General features: G+C 50.5%; 16 protein-coding genes. 14 read left to right on the top strand and 2 right to left on the bottom strand.

The features are described from left to right. Positions 1-87 precede the first annotated feature (87 nt). From ACQUQM_RS17450 to thiO, 7 genes are all read left to right on the top strand, one after another. Positions 88-687, top strand: coding sequence for a GspH/FimT family pseudopilin (locus ACQUQM_RS17450; protein WP_432471149.1), 600 nt, complete (start codon positions 88-90; stop codon positions 685-687). Further along, entirely contained in the window at positions 678-1,238 is a 561-nt protein-coding gene (gene pilV / locus ACQUQM_RS17445; RefSeq protein ID WP_432471148.1) for a type IV pilus modification protein PilV, read from the top strand. The genes ACQUQM_RS17450 and pilV overlap by 10 nt, the downstream gene beginning before the upstream one ends. Continuing rightward, positions 1,238-2,323, top strand: coding sequence for a PilW family protein (locus ACQUQM_RS17440; RefSeq protein WP_432471147.1), 1,086 nt, complete (start codon positions 1,238-1,240; stop codon positions 2,321-2,323). Before pilV ends, ACQUQM_RS17440 begins: the two co-directional genes overlap by 1 nt. 2 nt (positions 2,324-2,325) lie before the next feature. Continuing rightward, entirely contained in the window at positions 2,326-2,820 is a 495-nt protein-coding gene (locus ACQUQM_RS17435; protein WP_432471146.1) for a pilus assembly PilX family protein, read from the top strand. Positions 2,821-2,834: 14 nt separating this feature from the next. Then, positions 2,835-7,532, top strand: coding sequence for a PilC/PilY family type IV pilus protein (locus tag ACQUQM_RS17430; RefSeq protein ID WP_432471145.1), 4,698 nt, complete (start codon positions 2,835-2,837; stop codon positions 7,530-7,532). Continuing rightward, on the top strand, positions 7,529-7,999 hold the full coding sequence (locus ACQUQM_RS17425; RefSeq protein WP_432471144.1) for a type IV pilin protein: 471 nt from the start codon (positions 7,529-7,531) through the stop codon (positions 7,997-7,999). Before ACQUQM_RS17430 ends, ACQUQM_RS17425 begins: the two co-directional genes overlap by 4 nt. 93 nt (positions 8,000-8,092) lie before the next feature. Continuing rightward, positions 8,093-9,184 carry a glycine oxidase ThiO gene (gene thiO / locus ACQUQM_RS17420; RefSeq protein WP_432471143.1) on the top strand — a complete coding sequence of 364 codons (1,092 nt, stop codon included), beginning with the start codon at positions 8,093-8,095 and terminating at the stop codon, positions 9,182-9,184. 51 nt (positions 9,185-9,235) lie between these two features. Here thiO and nadE read toward each other — a convergent pair whose 3' ends face one another. Then, the gene (gene nadE / locus ACQUQM_RS17415) at positions 9,236-10,069 is read right to left on the bottom strand and encodes an ammonia-dependent NAD(+) synthetase (RefSeq protein WP_432471142.1); all 834 of its coding nucleotides are present in this window, start codon (positions 10,067-10,069) and stop codon (positions 9,236-9,238) included. Positions 10,070-10,292: 223 nt separating this feature from the next. Next, positions 10,293-11,225, bottom strand: coding sequence for an outer membrane protein assembly factor BamD (locus ACQUQM_RS17410; protein ID WP_432471141.1), 933 nt, complete (start codon positions 11,223-11,225; stop codon positions 10,293-10,295). Positions 11,226-11,417: 192 nt separating this feature from the next. On the opposite strand from ACQUQM_RS17410, the gene rluD reads away from it, so the two are divergent. The 7 genes from rluD (at position 11,418) to ACQUQM_RS17375 (ending at position 19,275) form a co-directional block, all read left to right on the top strand. Further along, on the top strand, positions 11,418-12,386 hold the full coding sequence (rluD, locus tag ACQUQM_RS17405; protein ID WP_432471140.1) for a 23S rRNA pseudouridine(1911/1915/1917) synthase RluD: 969 nt from the start codon (positions 11,418-11,420) through the stop codon (positions 12,384-12,386). Continuing rightward, the gene (pgeF, locus tag ACQUQM_RS17400; protein WP_432471139.1) at positions 12,383-13,117 is read left to right on the top strand and encodes a peptidoglycan editing factor PgeF; all 735 of its coding nucleotides are present in this window, start codon (positions 12,383-12,385) and stop codon (positions 13,115-13,117) included. Before rluD ends, pgeF begins: the two co-directional genes overlap by 4 nt. Before the next feature lie 108 nt (positions 13,118-13,225). Then, positions 13,226-13,456: a FeoA family protein gene (locus ACQUQM_RS17395; protein WP_432471138.1), complete on the top strand. Its 231-nt coding sequence runs from the start codon at positions 13,226-13,228 to the stop codon at positions 13,454-13,456. Continuing rightward, positions 13,453-15,414: a ferrous iron transport protein B gene (gene feoB, locus ACQUQM_RS17390; protein ID WP_432471137.1), complete on the top strand. Its 1,962-nt coding sequence runs from the start codon at positions 13,453-13,455 to the stop codon at positions 15,412-15,414. Before ACQUQM_RS17395 ends, feoB begins: the two co-directional genes overlap by 4 nt. Before the next feature lie 8 nt (positions 15,415-15,422). Next, positions 15,423-15,578, top strand: a complete 156-nt coding sequence (locus ACQUQM_RS17385; protein ID WP_432471136.1) for a hypothetical protein — start codon at positions 15,423-15,425, stop codon at positions 15,576-15,578. A gap of 172 nt (positions 15,579-15,750) precedes the next feature. Next, positions 15,751-18,327, top strand: coding sequence for an ATP-dependent chaperone ClpB (clpB, locus tag ACQUQM_RS17380; protein WP_432471135.1), 2,577 nt, complete (start codon positions 15,751-15,753; stop codon positions 18,325-18,327). Between the two features lie 111 nt (positions 18,328-18,438). After that, positions 18,439-19,275, top strand: a complete 837-nt coding sequence (locus ACQUQM_RS17375; RefSeq protein WP_432471134.1) for a 23S rRNA (adenine(2030)-N(6))-methyltransferase RlmJ — start codon at positions 18,439-18,441, stop codon at positions 19,273-19,275. The last annotated feature ends 64 nt before the right edge of the window (positions 19,276-19,339 follow it).

Here is a 19,339-nt window from a genome sequence, read left to right as displayed (position 1 = left end):
CGTATGTACATAGCAATTACCCGAAAAGCTTATATAAATTAGCCAGCGGTATTACTTCGCATTAAATTTATTCAGGGATATGGATAAGTGAATAAATGTTTTAATTTTAGGGATCGGAAACAATCCGGCTTTACACTGGTTGAACTGATGATAACGATAGCAATATTTGCCATATTGCTAGCGATAGCCACAGCCGATTACAGCTCTACAATCAATACTAACCGCCTGGCTGCGGGTATGAATCAGCTGCAGGGCCAGTTGTCCTATGCCCGTTCAGCAGCCGCTAAGGCTGCGACAAATATTACCCTGTGTAGCTCTACTAACAGTACCAGCTGTAATGGCGGCAGTAACTGGGAGTCCGGCTGGATTATTTTTACCGATGCCGATGCTGATGCAGTGGTGGATACGACTGATCGGGTGCTTAAAGTTAATTCCGGGCTTGAGAGCGTAACCCTCAGGCGAACCGGCTTTATCTATGCTGCCGGACGTATTCAGTACAATTCGCGCGGTGAGCTGAGAGGTAATTCAGCTGTCGAGGGTAGCTTTAGTCTGTGTAGTTCGGATAGTGATACCGCTGTTGCCAGGGGGGTTGTTGTTCAGATTTCAGGCTCGGTTCGTAGAATGGTTGATGAAGACGCGGATGGTATTGTGAATGATCATAGCGGGGGGAATCTGGTATGTCCGTGAATATCCTTGCTAAACGAAATCGCTGTTGCGGCGTCAGCCTGATAGAAGTGCTGGTCTCAATCGTACTTATCAGTATCGTATTATTAGGCGTGGCCGGGATGGCCATGACCAGCATGAATGAAAATCAGAGTGCTTACTACCGTAGCCAGGCTAATACGCTGGCCTACGACATGGCGGATCGTATCCGGCTTAATTCCAGCTTTTTCCTTTCGTCCGCAGATAATTATGAATTTGATAGTTCTGAACCGGGCGATCTGCCGGCTTCAGTCAATTGCACTAACGGTGTTTCCGGTTGCAGCGAAGCACAACAGGCCAGCCAGGATCTGCGCGAGTGGGCCGAAAGCTTTATCGACGTGAATGGTATCGGGGCCGACGGCGCCGCATACCGCCCGTTGATTCCCAATTCGACTGGGATCATAGATAGAGGCCCGGGGGCTGACGAGGTAGCGATCACCGTTCGCTGGCAGGAAAGTGACTGGCAGGTATCGGCAGCGGAAAACAAAGCGAATCGATCCCATAACCTGGTAGTAACGCTTCGGGTAACGAACTGATGACGAGTGCGATGAGAGAGCAAAGGGGTTTTTCACTGGTTGAACTGATGGTGGCCCTGACGGTAAGCCTGTTTCTGGTGTTAGGGGTGTTTCAGGTGTTTATCGCTACCAGTGACAGCAATCGTACCGGTCAGGCACTGGCCCGGGTACAGGATAATGGCCGTTTTGCGCTGGACTACATGATCAGGGATATACGCCTGACCGGTTATCAGGGCTGTATCGATCTGGATACCATCGAGGTCAATGTCATTGCCAAGGATCCTGATATCGATGTTACGATCGAGCCCCTGCGTGGATTCCAGATCAATAGTTCAGGTAGCTGGACGCCAGCGAAGCTTACTGAACCAGATGAACTTAAAATTTCGGGTGCGATGGCAAATGATTCCGATGTCATCTATATCCAGCATGCTTCACCCACCGGAACCGCGGTCGACTGTCCTGGAGGGGGATTCAGCTGTTCAGCTGATAATGCCAATATTCATATTACAGATAATAACCTGGGGATCGAGCAGAATGACCTGATTATTGTCACGGATTGTGAAGCTGCAGATTTGTTCAGGGTGACTAATAACCCGAAGGTTCTGGGCAATGGTAACGTAACACTGGCCCATGCAAATTCAAATAATACGACTAACCGCTTGAGTAAAGCGTACCAGGCGGACTCTTTTATTCTGAAGTATCTGGCCAATGCCTATTACGTTAAAGACACCGGTCGTAATAGTGATAACGGCGATGATATTTTTGCTTTGTATCGCTATGACCGGGGGGCGCGGGAAGAGTTTGAGATTGTCGCAGGCGTTGAACGGATAAATATCCTGTTCGGGCAGCGGCTGGCCTCGGGGAATCTGCGCTTTGTTGGCGCGGCTGATGGCAGCCTGAATATGGATGAAGTAGTCGCTGTTCGCCTGTCAATTATGGTGGTATCGAATAACCGGGTTCGCGATACCGCTAATACGGTTAATTACAATATGGCGGGGACTATTATCCAGCCGGCATCGGGTGCCGGGGGCACTGTCAGTTATCCAGAGGACAGGCGCCTGCGACGGGTTTTCTCTGCAACGGTTATGCTACGGAATTTGAATTGATTATGAAGAAAACTAAGACAATGCAGAGATTTCGGGCTAGCCCCAGACAGCAGGGGATCGTGCTGGTGACTACGTTATTGATGCTGGCGGTGGTTTCACTGCTGGTGGCTTCGATGATGACGACCTCTGCCTCTGAAGAGCAGATGGCATTTAATGCCCAAAGCAAGAATCAAACGTTTCAGGTTGCCGATAGCGCGTTGAATAACATTATCAACGATGACGGCTCGATGTTTGAAGCGATTGATAATGGCGAAGGTGGCAGCTCCTCTCTGGCTGCTTTCTCAACCAATATTCCCCGTCTTAATTCAGAAAGTGTGCTTGAGTATCGAGGAAAAGGGGTGGCAGTAGGTGCTTCACTGAATAACTCGGTTACTTATCAGTTCGAGGCCCAGGGGCGGGGTTATATCGACGATAACAGTACCTTCAATGATGCCGATGATGAAGCGAAAACCCTGTTGTTGCAGGGTATGTATCGCATCTCCTACGTAAAGGAATAGAGCAGGTGAGTGGCATGAAACTGGGTAGAAAGTTAAAAGGATTTTGGTTGGGACTGATCGGCACGCTGTACGCCTTTACCCCTTTGATGGCGGATGATACCGAGATCTTCTTTGGTGGCTCGACAAGTTTAACGGTGCGGCCCAACGTGCTGTTTATTCTTGATACGTCTAAGTCGATGAAAAATGCGCCGAGTGGTGACACAACCGGTGAGACAAAACTGATACAGATGCAAAAAGCACTACGTACGATTCTGGGTAGCGTGCAGGATGTTAATGTCGGTTTTATGCGGATGAATGGCGTTGGTGGGCCTATTCTCTATCCAGTATCCGATATTGATAAAGCTGTAGATGCTCCCGATTCACAAGCATCAGGTACCCTGTCGGTTAGAGTTGCCCGGTATGATCATGATGCTGAAGAACTGATGGATGGAACTGTTGTGCTTGATGCTGAAGATCTCGCACTATCTGATCGTCAGACTCAGGAGTTCACCGGTGTAACAGATACCTTTACGCTTAATGGCGGTGATAATGATGCGTTTCAGCCAAAAAATGGTTCGGTGAATGTTACTTCAAATACGATTAAACTCAGCAGATCGGGAACCGGAGGCAATTCTGTAAAGTATGATGTGGGTGTTCGCTTTGCCCAGGTTGAGATTCCTCAGGGGGCAGAAATACAGAATGCTGAAGTCGTTTTTACCATCCAGAACAAAAAAACAAACACTTTAGATCTGGATATATATGCAGAAGATTCGAGTTATCCAGCTGTCTTTAGTAACTCTGCTCCAATTGCTTCACGTACAAAAACATCAGCCAAGGTTAACTGGAACTCCGTCGCTTCTCCTGGCGGTGGTAAGCTTCTCACGACGCCAGATGTAAGTTCTCTGGTTCAGGAAGTGGTAGATCGCTCTGATTGGGAACCTGGGAATAATCTGGCCGTATTAATCAATCAAGATGGTAATGATAAGGCGTTCCGCTTAATAAAAAGTTATAACAAGAGCGCTTCCCAAGCTCCAAAGCTGAATGTTGAATACGATTATACCGTTCCTGCGGTTTCATCAAAAATGGTAGCGATACGCTTTGAAAACCTGGCTATTCCCCAGGGAGCCAGGATTACCTCTGCAAACCTCAATCTGACGGCTGCGGAAGATACAGATAATGTATCTGCAATTCTGGTACAGGCTGAAAGCTCTGATAATAGCTCAGAACTAATTTCTACAGCAGGTAGTTTAAGTTCACGATCTAAAACTGCAGGGATCAACTGGTATACAACCACCTGGGCCGGTGGAAGTACATATCAGTCTCCTGATCTGGCCTCGGTGATTGAGGATGTGACTGATCGCAGCGGTTGGTGCGGCGGTAATAGCCTGACCCTGCTTTTGTCAGGTGCTGGAGAGCGATTATTCCGGTCTTTTGATGGTAGTTCAACTGAAGCGGCCTCACTGGATATAACCTATGATGTTGATTCAGTCGCTGATGATGCCTGTAACCTCAGTAATTTTGAGGTGGGTATAAACCATCCGGACGATGATGCTGAAGAGAGTGCTTCAGGCACTCTGTATCTCAATGATAATGATCTTGAATTAGTAAATGATGATGCCGGAGTGGGTTCTCAGTTGGTGGGACTTCGTTTCAATAATCTTCAGCTGAAGCAGGATGCCAGTGTTGAGTCAGCTTATCTGGAGTTTGCTGTCGATACTTCCGACTTTATCAATCCGACATCTCTGACGATCAAAGTTGAGAGTGCGGAGAATGCTACGCCGTTTTCCAATGATGACAAAATTTCTACCCGGAACACATTCAGTGAATCTGTTACCTGGAATATCAGTGATAAGTGGAATACAGAACATAGCTGGCAACGCTCTCCTGACATATCCGGTTTGTTAGAGAAGGTTATATCTCAGAGCAAGTGGGAGCCGGGTAATAGCATAGTATTCACGATCTCCGGAAGCGGTAAGCGAGTTGCAGAATCTTATGATGGTAGTGTTTTGGCTCCTCGCTTAGTTTTCCAGGCTGATCCTAAGGACGTTATCGGAGATTATACCGTCCGGGATGAAATGATCCGGTTGGTGGATGAAATGCAACTGACCTTTGCGACGCCTATTGTTGATAACTTATATGAAGCAGCGCTCTATTACCGGGGAGAAACTGTTGATTTTGGTACTTATAGGGGTGTCTGGGGCAGTAAGAATGATAACCAGAATTCCCGTATTTCCCATGCTGAATCATATACAGGCGGTACAGTAGAACAACCCGATGGTTGTACTGATAGCAATCTTAGCTCCAACGACTGTAAGGCAGAAAAAATCACCGGGTCACCGGTTTATACATCGCCTATAACAGAATCCTGTCAGCAGAACTATATTGTGCTGCTGACCGATGGTTTTGCTTATGGCAATGCTGCTGCAGATAAAGCAAAGACGATGATGGGGTATACCGATACTCAGAGTTGCGCTTACACAAGTACAAAGCGGGGTAAGAATGATGGTGAATGTGGTGAGGAGCTGGCAGATTTCCTTAGTTCCTCTGATCAGCTTGGAGCACTAGCTAATGATCAGACTGTAAAAACTTATACTGTTGGCTTTGATCTTGATGATCCCTGGTTGAAGTCTGTCGCTGTAAATGGGCAGGGAGCCTACTTTACAGCAGGTAACTCGGCAGCTCTGGTTGATGCATTTGACCAGATTCTGAAGTCGATCAGTGCGATCGACACGACCTATGTTGAGCCCAGCGTTACAGTGAATCAGTTTAATCGCTTCAGTCACCGGGACGATATCTATTATTCACTGTTCAAACCGCAGGAAACAGCTAAGTGGCTGGGTAATCTTAAGAAATACCGCCTGGCGGGTAATCCTGCCCGGGTGGTTGATGACGAAGGCAATCCCGCGATCGATGAGGCCCGGGGTTTTTTCAGGTCAACCGCCCGCAGTGAATGGTCAGTAGATGAGGATGGAAATAAGGTTGAACTTGGTGGGGCTGCATATAAGCTTCCTGAGCCGTCCGCTCGAAAAATCTATACCTATTTTGGAGGCTATCCGGTGGCGGATGATACTTCTGCCCAGTTGTCGGGTTATCCTTTAACCACGGACAATAATGCTATAACCCATGAGTTGTTGGATATAGTAGGGCAGGATGCCAGTTACCGCAGTAACCTGATGGACTGGGCCCGGGGCTTGCAATCCGATGGTTCGACTGCCCGGCGACAGATGGGTGATCCCCTGCACTCCCGGCCGGTACTGATGACCTATGCCGTGGATTCAGCTACTAAGGAACCCGACAGTACTGTATTTATCGGTACTAACGAGGGTTATATCCATGCCATCGATACCGAAACCGGTATCGAAGAGTTTGCCTTTATTCCAAAGGAGTTGCTGCAGAATCTGGACGTATACTACAGCAACCAGACCGTATCGCCGCGGCCTTATGGTATGGATGGGCCGATCAGCTTATGGAGCAGGGATGGTAACAATGACGGTGACTATCTCGATACTGCCGATGACTTTGTCTATCTATACGCCGGCATGCGTCGCGGTGGCCGTAGTTATTATGCACTGAATGTGACCGACCGTACAAAGCCTGAGATGCTGTGGCAGATCAATGGTGGAGAGTCAGGCTCAGACTTTGAGGAGTTGGGTCAGACATGGTCGGAACCACAGAGAATCACAGTAAAGTTCGATGACGAAGTTAAGGACGTATTACTGTTTGCCGGCGGCTATGATCCAAACCAGGATAATGCTTCTGTGCGTACTTCGGATACTGTAGGCCGTGCTATCTACATGGTGGATGCTAAAACCGGCGAGCTGTTCTGGAAGGCCGGTGATGGCAATGGCTATGATCTGGGGCTGTCCCAAATGGACTACAGTATTCCTTCCGATATTACCGCGCTGGATATGAACGGTGATGGTCTGGTTGATCAGTTCTATGTCGGCGACATGGGGGGACAGCTCTGGCGCTTCGATATTGATCAGAGTAACGTGAAGCTTAAAAATAAGCTGGTCAGTGGCGGGGTTATTGCCGACTTTTCTGGCTCAACCAAAGTTTCAAACCGGCGTTTCTACTACGCGCCGGATATCTCGTTAGGGGTCGATCAGTCAAATCACTTTATGGCGATCGGTATCGGCTCGGGCTATCGTGCGCACCCGCTCAATGAAGAGATAGAGGATCGTTTCTATCTGTTGAAGCAGTTCGACTATATCTATAGTGCCCCTTCATCGTATTCAGCATTAGCAGAAAGCGACCTCTATGATGCAACCCTTAATCTGATCATGGAAGGCACTGATGCTGAGAAGGAAACCGCTGAGGTTGCTCTTTCCGGTTCTGACTCCAGCCGCAAAGATGGCTGGTATATCAGGCTTGAAAACACTGGTGAGAAAGTACTGGCTCCCAGCCTGACGCTGAATAACCAGATACTCTTTACTACATACCAGCCGGCCGTAGCAGATGCTTCGAGCTGTAATGTAACTAACGGCAAGTCCCGGATCTATATAGTAGGTGTGGCTGATGCCACACCAAGGGGCGACCTAGATGAAGATGGTAACTACAACAGGCATGACCGGACAATTGACCTGAAACACGGCAATATTCCATCCCAGCCTGTTGTCGTTGATACGATTGACAGCCCTCCGGTGGTGATGGTCGGGGCCGAACCAATTACAGGTATTGATACCGGCAAACAGGTTATTCGAACTTATTGGTATGAGGATACGCTTGAATGAAGAAGCACTACACTAACTCGGGTTTCTCCCTGATTGAGTTGATGATAGCGGTCGCTATCGTTGGTATTCTTACTGCGATCGCCTACCCCAGCTATACCAGCTTTATTATTGATGCCCGGCGTACCGACGGGCAGGAAGCCCTGATGGGGTTTGCTAATGCGATGGAGCGGTTTAAAACAGAAAATATGACCTATGTCGGTGCGGGCACAGCGGGGGCGGGTAATGTCACTACCGGCGCGCCGGCTGCGACGACCTTCCCGACCCAGGCCCCGCTGGATGGTAATGATAAATTCTATAATCTGACCATTGTTTCGGCTGCATCGCTTACCTATACCCTCAGGGCAACACCTATCGACGGAACTTCGCAGGCGGACGACGGGCTGATGGAGATTACCTCTACCGGAGTGCGGCGCTGGGACCAGAACAATGATGACGATACCGCCGATGCCGGTGAAACCAGCTGGTAAACATCATATTTAAGTCTATAAAAGCGCGCCTCCGGCGCGTTTTTTTATATACTCGGGTTAATTCTAAAAAATTGCAGTATAAGGCGCAGCTGAATGTCTGACTTTCTGATCGTAGGTGCCGGTGTCATCGGCATGATGACCGCCCGTGAACTGGCTCAGGCTGGCGCACAAGTTACCCTGGTTGATATGAACAATTGTGCGCAGGAATCATCCTGGGCGGGTGGCGGTATTGTGTCGCCGCTGTATCCATGGCGTTACTCCGCGCCGGTTACTGCTTTGGCGACCTGGTCCCAGACCAGCTATATCCACCTGTCGCAGCAGTTGTTAGAAGAAACCGGTTGCGACCCTGAGCTGCGCCTCAAGGGTATGTTCATGGTTGATGTCGACGATGAGGCTGAAGCACTGGCGTGGGGGCAGAAATATCAACGACCAATGGAGCAGGTTGACGCGGACTTCCTCTACCAGAAGGAGCCGAACCTGGCCCCCGGCTGTAGTAGTGCTCTGTGGATGCCCGAGGTGGGCAGCATTCGTAATCCCCGTCTGGGGCAGGCGCTGCGTAAAAGTCTGGAGCTGAATCCTAAAGTGTCGCTGGTTGAAAATACTCCGGTTGATTCGCTGTTGATAAAAGAGGGTAAGGCGATCGGTGTTAAAACCGCGCAGGGGGAGTTGTTGGCCGATAAGGTAGTAATCGCTGCCGGTGCCTGGAGTGGTCAGTTGCTCGAGCCTCTGGGGGTTGAGTTGTCTGTTGAACCGGTCAAAGGGCAGATGATGGTGTTTAAAGCACCGGTTGGCCTGATTAACCGGGTGGTTCTGATGGGCGGACGGTATCTGATACCGCGCAATGATGGCCGGATACTGGTGGGCAGTACGCTGGAAAAAATTGGTTTTGATAAACAACCAACTGAGGCAGCGAAAGAATCGTTGCTGCAAACCGCTTTTTCTATCTGCCCGGCATTGGAGCAGCATGAGTTGGAGCATCACTGGGCGGGATTACGTCCGGGTTCTCCTGAAGGTATTCCTTTTATCGGAGCAGTGCCGGGGACGGAAAACCTTTACGTCAATGCCGGACATTACCGTAATGGCCTGGTGTTGGCGCCGGCCTCAACCCGCCTTATGGCGGATATTTTGTTGCAGCGTAAGCCGGTTCTGGAACCTCGGGCGTATCAGCTGGAAGGACGGATCTGAGTGTTGGAAGATACAAAAAACGGCCTGCCGGCCGTTTTTTGTATTTAAGGGTTAATCATAAATGGTCGGAATTGGCTGGCGTTTATGTTCGGTGCGCAGATAGATCTCAATTAGCTTCTGTTCGACCTCTGGAGTGACCGGTTTTCCTTCGAGGAAATCATCAATCTGGTTGTAGGTTAAGCCCAGGGCAGCCTCATCGGCCTTCTGCGGGGTATCGCACTCAAGGTCTGCGGTGGGTGTTTTTTCGACCAGTTGCTCCGGTGCGCCAAGTTCGCAGGCCAGTGCCCGTACCTGGCGTTTGCTCAGGCCGAACAACGGTGCCAGATCACAAGCACCATCACCCCATTTAGTGTAGAAACCGGTGATGTTTTCAGCCGAGTGGTCTGTGCCTAGTACCAGACCGCCAAGCAGACCGGCAACTTCATATTGAACCACCATCCTAGCACGGGCTTTTACGTTGCCTTTAACGAAATCGATTGCATCAGCGGAATCAGGTTTTAATCCTTGCAGCTCTAATGCATTGAGGGTGGCGTTGTGCAGGCCATCAACACCGGCGTGAATGTTCACAGCGATGCTCTCGCTGGGCCGGATAAACTGTAAGGATGCCTGAGCATCATGTTCATCATGCTGGGTGGTATAAGGCAGGCGCACCGCGATGAATTTATAGTCAGCGGAATCTGTTTCCAGATTGAGTTGTTCAACTGCCAGTTGTGCCAGTCGGCCGCAGGTTGTTGAGTCCACGCCGCCGCTGATTCCCAATACCAGATGTCGTGTACCTGAACGCTGTAATGTGCTTTTTATAAAGTTAATCCGGCGTTCGATCTCGTTCCCGACATTGATCTCCGGCTGAACCTGCATCGCGCTGACTATTGCTGCCCTATCCATCCTGAACTCTCTTAACTGAATCGGTTAAAAGTCTATTTTAGGGTGCCCCGGGCCGGGGTGGAAGAGGGGATAGCCGATATCAGAAGATAAACGACAAATTACTATTTTTTGCACAATATTGGCGCATTTTTCTGCGCTTTTCTATGCGAGAGGCTGATTGTTTCAGATATAAAAAAGGCGCCGATTCAGTGACTAAAAAGGCGCCTTTAATATGTATGGCGGGTTACTTTTCCTGCTCTTCTTCGTCATCAAAGATGCCAAAGGTCAGGCGACTGAACCATGAGCGGGTCTCTTCCTGCTCAGCCTCTGATGGCAGTATTACCTTTTCCTGTTCTGGCTCGTTGCTGCTTCCCAGCAGGCCAAAGGTTGCTGTATTCAGCAGAGACTCTTGCTTAGCCTGCTCAATGTTGGCCTGGTAGCCTGGGAAGTTTGTATCGAGTACCGACTGGGCATCGGCAGCCAGGTCAACCAGTCCCAGCTGAGTGTAGGCCAGAGACATGATCGCCAGGGCTTCAGGCGTGGCAGGAGTCTCCTGGAAGTTCTCAATGACATAACGGCCGCGGTTTGCTGCGGCAACCCAGGCCTGGCGTTTAACGTAATAACGCGCGACATGAATTTCATAGGTTGCCAGACGGTTTTTCAGATAGACCATCCGCTTCTGGGCATCGGGTGCATAAGGGCTGTTCGGGTAACGACTAACCAGTGTGGAAAAACTATTGAACGAATCCAGAGCGCTGCCCGGGTCACGCTGGGTTTCATCGATCGGCAGGTATTTTTCGAAGAAAGAACGGTCTTTTTCGAATGCGGTCAGGCCTCGCAGGTAGAGTGCATAATCGATGTTTTCGTGGTTAGGATGCAGGCGGATAAAGCGATCAGCGGTAGCTTTCGCCGCTTCCGGCTCGTAATTCTTGTGATAGGCAAAGATAAGTTCCAGCTGAGCCTGCTCTGAGTATGTTCCAAACGGGTAGCGGGCTTCAAGCAGTTGCAGCTTCTCGATAGCGACAACATAGTTCTCGCTTTCCAGCATTTCCAGAGCATCCTGATACAGCTCTTGCTCCGGAAGATCCGGAGCTTCAACCTCATCTCCGCCAAACCAGGAACAGCCGGAAGCGATAACAGTGATGGAAAAAATTGCGAGCAGCTTTGCCAGGCGCATAGAAAGTATCCCGATATTTGTAATAGTTACCCGGATCATGTCAGCGGCTCTGGCCACTTTCGGGTATACTGAGCAAAATTTAATTTGGCCTATTTAAACATAACCGGATGGTAAGCCAAAGCTTCTGATACTTTTACTTGTGTTAAAGCACTTTTTTTCCGGTTTTTATGATTACAGAGAAAGAGTTACAGCATGGCAGAGCAGGTTCAACTCAGCGCAACAGTACCCGATGAACTGATCGGTAAACGTCTCGACCAGGCGGTAGCCGAACTCTTTCCGGAATACTCCCGTTCCCGTCTTCAGGTCTGGATTAAAGATGGCAGCCTCACCGTCGACGGTAAGACACGGCGGATGCGCGATAAGTTGATGGGTGGCGAGCTGATCAGTGTTAATGCCGAGCTGGATGTAATAGACAGTTTCAAGGCGGTAGAGATGCCGTTGGATATCGTGTTCGAAGATGATCATATCATGATCATCAACAAGCCTGCCGGACTGGTTGTTCACCCGGCTGCAGGCCACTGGGACGATACTCTGCTGAACGGATTACTGCATTACAACCCGGATATTGCCCAGGTACCGCGGGCAGGCATCGTGCACCGCCTGGATATGGATACCACCGGACTGATGGTGGTTGCCAAGACGATTCAGGCTCAGACTGAGCTGGTGGCCCAGCTGCAGGATCGTTCCATGGGGCGTGAATATGAAGCGGTGGTGAATGGTGTTATGACCGGCGGTGGTACCGTTGATGAGCCGATGGGCCGGCATTCCCGCAATCGTCAGAAAATGGCCGTTGTCGGCCTCGGCAAAGAAGCCGTTACCCATTATCGGGTACTGCAGAAATTCCGTGCCCATACCCATATTCGATTGAAGCTTGAAACCGGCCGTACCCACCAGATTCGGGTACATATGTCGCATATTAACTATCCACTGGTTGGTGATCAGATGTATGGCGGCCGTTTCCGTCTGCCGAAAGGTATCAGCCGGGAACTGCAGCTGATGCTTAAGAATATGCAGCGTCAGGCTTTGCACGCCAAGCGACTTGAAATCTTTCATCCCGAGACTGGAGAACAGATGGCCTGGGAGGTTGATCTGCCGGATGATATGGTGCAACTACTGGATCAGCTGAAGCAAGATGCCGAAACTCATGAGATCGATCAGTGAAACTGATCAACGCTGACTGGCCCGCTCCAGCCCATGTACGGGCTCTGACCACGACCCGCCTTGGCGGTGTTAGTCGGGCCCCCTACGACAGCCTGAATCTCGGCGACCATGTCGCTGATGATGCAGAGCCTGTGGCTCGTAACAGGCAGCGGCTGATCGAACAGTTAGGCCTGAGTAAGCAGCCGCAGTGGCTGACCCAGGTGCATGGTATTGAGTTGGTTAAGGCCTGTGATGATGGAATTGCCGAGCAGGCCGACGCTTGCTGGAGTAATGATGTCGGACAGGCTTGCATCGTGATGACAGCCGATTGTCTGCCGGTTTTTTTTACCGATCGTAGTGGTACTAAGATTGCGGTAGCCCATGCCGGTTGGCGAGGGTTGGCTGATGGGGTGCTGGAGCAAACGCTGTCTGTATTCTCTGATCCCGCCGAGGTTATGGTATGGCTCGGTCCTGCAATAGGGCCGGAAGTTTTTGAAGTGGGGCATGAAGTTCGACAGCAGTTCTGTGCTTACCTGCCAGAATCGGAAGTTGCATTTAAGCTCTCTGTAAATCCGGACAAATGGCTGGCAGATATCTACCAGTTGGCACGGCTGCGGCTGATTCGGGCAGGGGTGTCGGCATCTGAAATATATGGCGGTGAGTATTGTACTTACCAGCAGTCCGAGCTTTTTTATTCCTACCGTCGTGACGGTGTCACCGGAAGGATGGCCAGCATTATCTGGATCAGCTGATCTTTTTCCTCTTTAATTCCTCTGCATAAGTTAAAAACTGATTTAAATCATGTATCGATAGCTGTCTGTAATTGATAATGGTTCTCATTGTTATATGAGTAATCCATAATGAAACTGACTCAGTTATCTTCCCGACAGCGCGCGCGTATTACCCGCATAACCGGTGCTGACGCATTGCGGCAGCGCCTCGTGGCCCTTGGTGTATTGCGTGGCCTGTCGATTAGCGTTGGCGCAACATCTCTTTGGGGTAACCCCCGGACCTATATTATCGGGCCACAGCAGATCTGTTTGCGTAGCGAAGAGGCTGGCTGTATTGAGATTGAGGTTGTTGCCTCATGAACGCTGCTAAAACAGCGTTTACTATCGCCCTGATTGGTAATCCTAACTGTGGTAAAACCTCCCTCTTTAACCAGCTAACCGGCGCCCGCCAGCGTACCGGTAATATGGCCGGGGTGACGGTCACCAGTCGTGAGGGTAGCTGCCAGTGGCAAGGTCTGACCTTCAATTTTATCGACCTGCCAGGCATCTACTCGCTGGCTAACAGCCGGGTGGAGGAAAAAGTCGCCCGGGATTACCTGCAAAGTAGTTCCCCAGATCTTGTTCTGAACGTCCTGGATGCCGGAAATCTGCCGCGTAATATGGCGTTAACCACCCAGCTAATGGAGCAGGGTCTGCCTTTGGTGCTGGCCTTGAATATGCTGGACGAGGTTGAAAAGCGCGGCGAAACAATTGATTTAGAGTCATTGGCGCAAGGCACTGGCTTGCCGGTTATTGCCAGCGATGGTCGTAATAAGAAAGCCTTACCAGTGTTGTTAAATCAGTTGGCTGAGACACTAACCGCAGGCGAAATTTCTGAGTCTCTTCAGATCGGATATGAAGCGCATCTTGAAGCGGCGGTTAAGCCGCTTACCGGTTCCGGCCTGTCTCGTTGGCAGGCTGTGCAATGGCTCGAATCCGGCGGCGAGAGCGGTGTTGTACTGAGTGAATCCCAGCGTGGTATTGCTGAGCAGGCAGTACAGACATTAAGCCTCAGGCATGATGAGAATGCTGCCGAGATGATCGCCGAAGGTCGCTATGGCTATATTCATGGCTTACTGCATAAGAGCCGCAGCAGCCATAAAGATGAATCATTAGCAGATCACTGGCTGGATAAATTGGTACTCAACCGGTGGCTGGGCATTCCTATCTTTATCGCTTTGCTGTGGTTGATGTTCGAGGCGACTTTTACTTTGGGTAGCTATCCTGCGGATTGGATAGAAGCGGCAGTCGGTGGCTTTGGCGAGATGGTGGCCCGGCATATGCCTGATTCATTGCTCAAGGATGTGCTGGTGGATGGCTTGATCGCCGGTGTCGGTGGCGTGCTGGTATTTCTGCCGAATGTGGTACTGCTGTTTCTGTTTATAGCTATTCAGGAACAAAGTGGATATATGGCTCGCGCTGCATTTCTGACCGATAACCTGATGAGCAAAGTTGGCTTACATGGCAAAGCGTTCGTGCCTCTGGTTATGGGCTTTGGCTGTAACGTACCGGCTATTATGTCCGCCCGGACTATCGAAGAGCCCCGTGCCCGCTTGATAACAATTTTGATAAATCCCTTTATGAGTTGTTCGGCCCGTTTGCCGGTGTATGTCCTGCTGGCGGGAATCTTTTTTGCCCAACATGCAGGTACAGTACTGTTTAGTCTTTATATGCTGGGAATCCTGGTAGCGTTTGGGGTGGCTGCGGTGTTAGCCCGGACAATTCCTGCGGTACATGATGAAAGCTTTATTATGGAGTTGCCGCCGTGGCGCTGGCCGTCTTTACGTTCTTTATTGCTACATGTCTGGGATAAGGCGGGCGACTTTCTGCGTAAGATTGGCGGGGTCATTTTAGTCGGTTCGTTATTGATCTGGCTATTACAGACTTTTCCGCAACAGGGCACCTCGTGGCTGGAGCAGTTAGGTCATTTTGTCGCGCCTTTGTTTAAACCGATGGGCTTTGGCTGGCAAGAGACCGTTGCTCTGTTGTCCGGTTTTATAGCCAAAGAGGTTATCGCGGCTTCATTAGTCGTGGTGTACCAGACTGATATGGCGGATGTCGCCGGCTTACAGGCGGCTATGGGGAATGCACTTGCGCCGGCTTCAGGCCTGGCGCTGATGGTATTTACGCTGCTGTATATGCCTTGTCTGGCTACGATTGCGGCGATCAAGCGTGAAACGGGTAGCTGGCGTTGGGCCGGGGCTTCGATCCTGATGGGGTTGGTACTGGCCTGGCTCGGTTCCTGGCTGGTGTATCAGTTGGCCAGTTTGTGGTTGTAGGGGAAGTTATGCTTACATTGTTTGATTGGCTGGTGCTGTTGTCAGTGGTTGGCGTGATTTTCGTCTGGCTATGGCGCCATCTGCGTAAGGTCTTTTTTAGTCAGTGTCAGAGTTCCGGTTGTGCCAACTGCAACGGCTGTAGCCGGGGTGGAAAGGCAGAATAAAGTTCTGAGTGAAAGCCTGTTCTATATCATCTCTTTCTAATGTAATTCTTGAAAAACCTGTAACTCACCCCTATTTAATGTACTGAAAGCGAAATTAGCTCACCGCCGTCCGGGTTTTAAGTGAAACCTATTATCGGCTTGTTTTGAGCAGCAACCGTTTCAGGAGGGGTCTATGCAACCCGAAAAATTTACCAGTAAATTACAGTCCGCCCTGGGTGATGCCCAATCATTGGCCGTAGGTAAAGATCACAACTACATTGAGCCGGTCCATCTGTTAATCGCTTTGCTGGATCAGCAGGGTGGGTCAGTTAAACCGTTACTGGCGCAAACCGGCGCGAATGTGAATCAGTTGCGCAGTCAGGCGCAGCAACTGATGGATGACCTCCCTCAGGTACAAAACAGCGAAGGTGACCTGCGTTTCTCCTCCAATATGGGCAAGCTGTTTAATGTTACTGATAAGTTGGCGCAACAGCGGGGTGATCAGTATATCGCCAGCGAACTGTTTGTGCTGGCGATGCTGGATGATCGTAGCGGCGTTGGCAAACTGCTGAAACAGGCTAAGGTAACTAAACAATCACTGGAACAGGCGATTACCCAGATGCGTGGTGGCGAAGGCGTGACCGATCCGAATGCAGAAGAAGCGCGCCAGGCGCTGGATAAATTCACTATCGACCTGACCGAGCGGGCCGAATCCGGCAAGCTGGATCCGGTGATCGGCCGGGATGATGAGATTCGTCGTACGATTCAGGTGTTGCAGCGCCGGACGAAGAATAATCCGGTTTTAATCGGCGAGCCGGGGGTGGGTAAAACCGCGATTGTAGAGGGGTTAGCGCAGCGGATTATCAATGGCGAGGTGCCTGAAGGGCTGAAGAACAAGAAGGTTCTGTCGCTGGATATGGGCGCCCTGATCGCTGGTGCTAAATTCCGTGGTGAGTTTGAAGAACGACTCAAGGCGGTATTGAATGAATTGTCGAAGCAGGAAGGCCAGATCATCCTGTTTATCGATGAGATGCATACCATGGTCGGCGCCGGTAAAGGCGAGGGCTCTATGGATGCCGGTAACATGCTTAAACCTGCTTTGGCGCGCGGTGAGCTGCATTGCGTGGGCGCGACTACGCTGGATGAATATCGCAAGTATGTTGAGAAAGATGCGGCGCTGGAACGCCGTTTCCAGAAAGTGCTGGTGGACGAACCCAGCGAAGAGGACACCGTTGCAATACTACGTGGCCTGAAAGAGCGTTATGAGATACACCACGGTGTTGATATCACCGACTCGGCGATTATCGCCGCGGCTAAGTTGTCTCAGCGCTATATTACCGACCGGCAGTTACCGGATAAGGCGATCGACCTGATTGACGAGGCGGGTAGCCGGATCCGCATGGAGATCGACTCCAAACCGGAAAATATGGATCGCCTCGAGCGGCGTCTTATCCAGCTGAAGATGGAACGCGAAGCGCTGAAGAAAGAGACCGATCAGGCGGCTCTTAAGCGGCTGGAAGAACTGGAGCATACCATTGCTCTGGTGGAAAAAGAGTACTCCGATCTGGAAGAGATCTGGAAAGCTGAGAAAGTGGCTTTACAGGGCTCACAGCAGGTTAAGGAACAGCTCGATCAGGCTAGAACTGAGCTGGAGCAGGTAAGCCGTTCCAGCGACCTGAGCAGGATGTCCGAATTGCAGTATGGCGTCATTCCAGAGCTGGAAAAACAGCTGGAGATGGCATCCGAAGCGGAAGAAGAGCCGCACCAGAATCAGCTGCTGCGCAATAAGGTTGGCGAAGAGGAAGTGGCTGAAGTAGTCTCCCGCTGGACCGGTATTCCGGTATCTAAGATGCTGGAAGGCGAACGGGAAAAGCTGCTGCGCATGGAAGATGCATTGCATAAACAGGTAATTGGTCAGGAAGAGGCTGTGCTTGCTGTGTCGAATGCGGTGCGTCGTTCCAGAGCGGGTCTGGCAGATCCGAATCGGCCAAATGGCTCATTCCTTTTTCTCGGGCCGACCGGTGTTGGTAAGACTGAGCTATGTAAGGCGTTAGCCGGGTTCCTGTTTGATACAGAAGAGGCGATGGTACGGATCGATATGTCCGAGTTTATGGAGAAGCATTCTGTCGCGCGTCTGATAGGTGCGCCTCCGGGCTATGTCGGCTATGAGGAAGGCGGTTACCTGACCGAAGCTGTGCGGCGCAAGCCATACTCAGTACTGCTGTTGGATGAAGTAGAAAAGGCCCATCCCGATGTCTTTAATATTTTGCTGCAGGTTCTGGAAGATGGTCGCCTGACCGATGGTCAGGGACGTACCGTAGACTTCCGCAACACCATTGTAGTGATGACCTCTAATCTGGGCTCAGACCTGATTCAGAACTTTACCGATGACGATGATTACGAGCTGATGCGTAGTGCGGTTATGGAGGTGGTGGGCAATCACTTCCGCCCGGAGGTTATCAACCGGATCGATGAAGTGGTGGTATTCCACAGTCTGCGCAAAGAGCAGGTACGTGGCATCGCAGAGATTCAGCTCCAGCGGTTGCGTCAGCGTTTGGTTGAACGGGATCTTAGTCTGACACTGACGCCTACGGCGATGGATAAGCTGGTGGATGTGGGGTTTGAGCCAATCTATGGAGCCCGGCCATTGAAGCGGGCGATTCAGCAATGGATTGAGAATCCGCTGGCGCAGGAAATTCTGGCAGGCCGCTATGCGCCGGGATCAGAAATTGGTATCGATATTGAAGCGGGTAGTTTTACCTTCCGCTAACGAATAGTCACCTGAATAAAGGCCAGACCATTCAATGCTGAAGGTCTGGCTTTTTATTATCAGTCGGATGCTGCACAATTGCGGCGTCTAATTTTACTTTGGAGAATGCTCTTGCTCAGTTATCTGCACGGTTTTCATGCTGGCAATTTTGCCGATGTGCATAAGCACTATATCCTGTGCTGCATGCTGGAAGCGTTAACCCGCAAAGATAAGCCTTTCTGTTATCTGGAAACCCACTCCGGACGGGCGATCTATGACTTCAAAGATGCTCAGGCACAGAAAACTCTTGAGTTTGAGCAGGGTGTAAGCCGGTTTTTTCCTGTGCCGCCAAACGGCTGTGATCAGATCGATAACTACCTGAACACGGTTGCCGCATTCAACCAGGGGCGGCTGGAACAGTATCCGGGTTCGCCCTGTATCGCGCAGCACTTTGCCCGTGATGCAGATAAGCTGATGCTGATGGAGTTGCATCCGACTGAAGCTAAGGTTCTGAAACAGAAGTTCTTCCGCGATAAAAGAGTCGCTGTACATAACCGTGACGGCTATGAAGGCGTCACTTCCCTGCTGCCGCCGAAACCGAATCGGGGGATGGTGCTGATCGATCCTTCCTATGAAGACAAGAGTGAATATGATCAGGTGGTGGATTTCCTGAAAAAATCACTCAAGCAGTGGTCCAACGGTAGCTATGCTATCTGGTATCCATTGTTGGAAGCGAACCGCTGGAAGAGCATGAAGCACAAGCTGCAACGCAGTGGTATTCGAAATATTCTCTGTTCTGAAATTGAGATCAATCCCAGCGATGCCGGTGGTATGTATGGCAGCGGGATGTTACTGATTAATCCGCCCTGGCCGCTGGAGCAGAAGTTGACTGAGGTGATGCCCTGGTTATCCGGGCAGCTGGCACAAGGTTGCAGCGAAAACCGGTTAACCTGGCTGGTACCTGAGTAAGTACCGGACTAATTGCTGGCAATTGGAATAGCGCGGATGAACAGAAACTAAAAAGGTCCCGGTG

This window comes from Amphritea sp. HPY, assembly GCF_050870985.1.
Classification (GTDB): Bacteria; Pseudomonadota; Gammaproteobacteria; order Pseudomonadales; family Balneatricaceae; genus Amphritea.
The sequence above is the reverse complement of the archived record's forward strand: the minus strand, read 5'-3'. Positions and strand labels throughout refer to the sequence as shown.

Bases quoted from the DNA above. Each gene is read 5' to 3' on its own strand.
- thiO (WP_432471143.1), top strand. From the start codon at position 8,093: ATGTCTGACTTTCTGATCGTAGGTGCCGGTGTCATCGGCATGATGACC.
- ACQUQM_RS17395 (WP_432471138.1), top strand. From the start codon at position 13,226: ATGAAACTGACTCAGTTATCTTCCCGACAGCGCGCGCGTATTACCCGC.
- ACQUQM_RS17385 (WP_432471136.1), top strand. From the start codon at position 15,423: ATGCTTACATTGTTTGATTGGCTGGTGCTGTTGTCAGTGGTTGGCGTG.
- ACQUQM_RS17410 (WP_432471141.1), bottom strand. From the start codon at position 11,225: ATGCGCCTGGCAAAGCTGCTCGCAATTTTTTCCATCACTGTTATCGCT.
- clpB (WP_432471135.1), top strand. From the start codon at position 15,751: ATGCAACCCGAAAAATTTACCAGTAAATTACAGTCCGCCCTGGGTGAT.
- ACQUQM_RS17430 (WP_432471145.1), top strand. From the start codon at position 2,835: ATGAAACTGGGTAGAAAGTTAAAAGGATTTTGGTTGGGACTGATCGGC.
- nadE (WP_432471142.1), bottom strand. From the start codon at position 10,069: ATGGATAGGGCAGCAATAGTCAGCGCGATGCAGGTTCAGCCGGAGATC.
- ACQUQM_RS17425 (WP_432471144.1), top strand. From the start codon at position 7,529: ATGAAGAAGCACTACACTAACTCGGGTTTCTCCCTGATTGAGTTGATG.
- ACQUQM_RS17435 (WP_432471146.1), top strand. From the start codon at position 2,326: ATGAAGAAAACTAAGACAATGCAGAGATTTCGGGCTAGCCCCAGACAG.
- rluD (WP_432471140.1), top strand. From the start codon at position 11,418: ATGGCAGAGCAGGTTCAACTCAGCGCAACAGTACCCGATGAACTGATC.
- feoB (WP_432471137.1), top strand. From the start codon at position 13,453: ATGAACGCTGCTAAAACAGCGTTTACTATCGCCCTGATTGGTAATCCT.
- ACQUQM_RS17440 (WP_432471147.1), top strand. From the start codon at position 1,238: ATGACGAGTGCGATGAGAGAGCAAAGGGGTTTTTCACTGGTTGAACTG.
- pilV (WP_432471148.1), top strand. From the start codon at position 678: ATGTCCGTGAATATCCTTGCTAAACGAAATCGCTGTTGCGGCGTCAGC.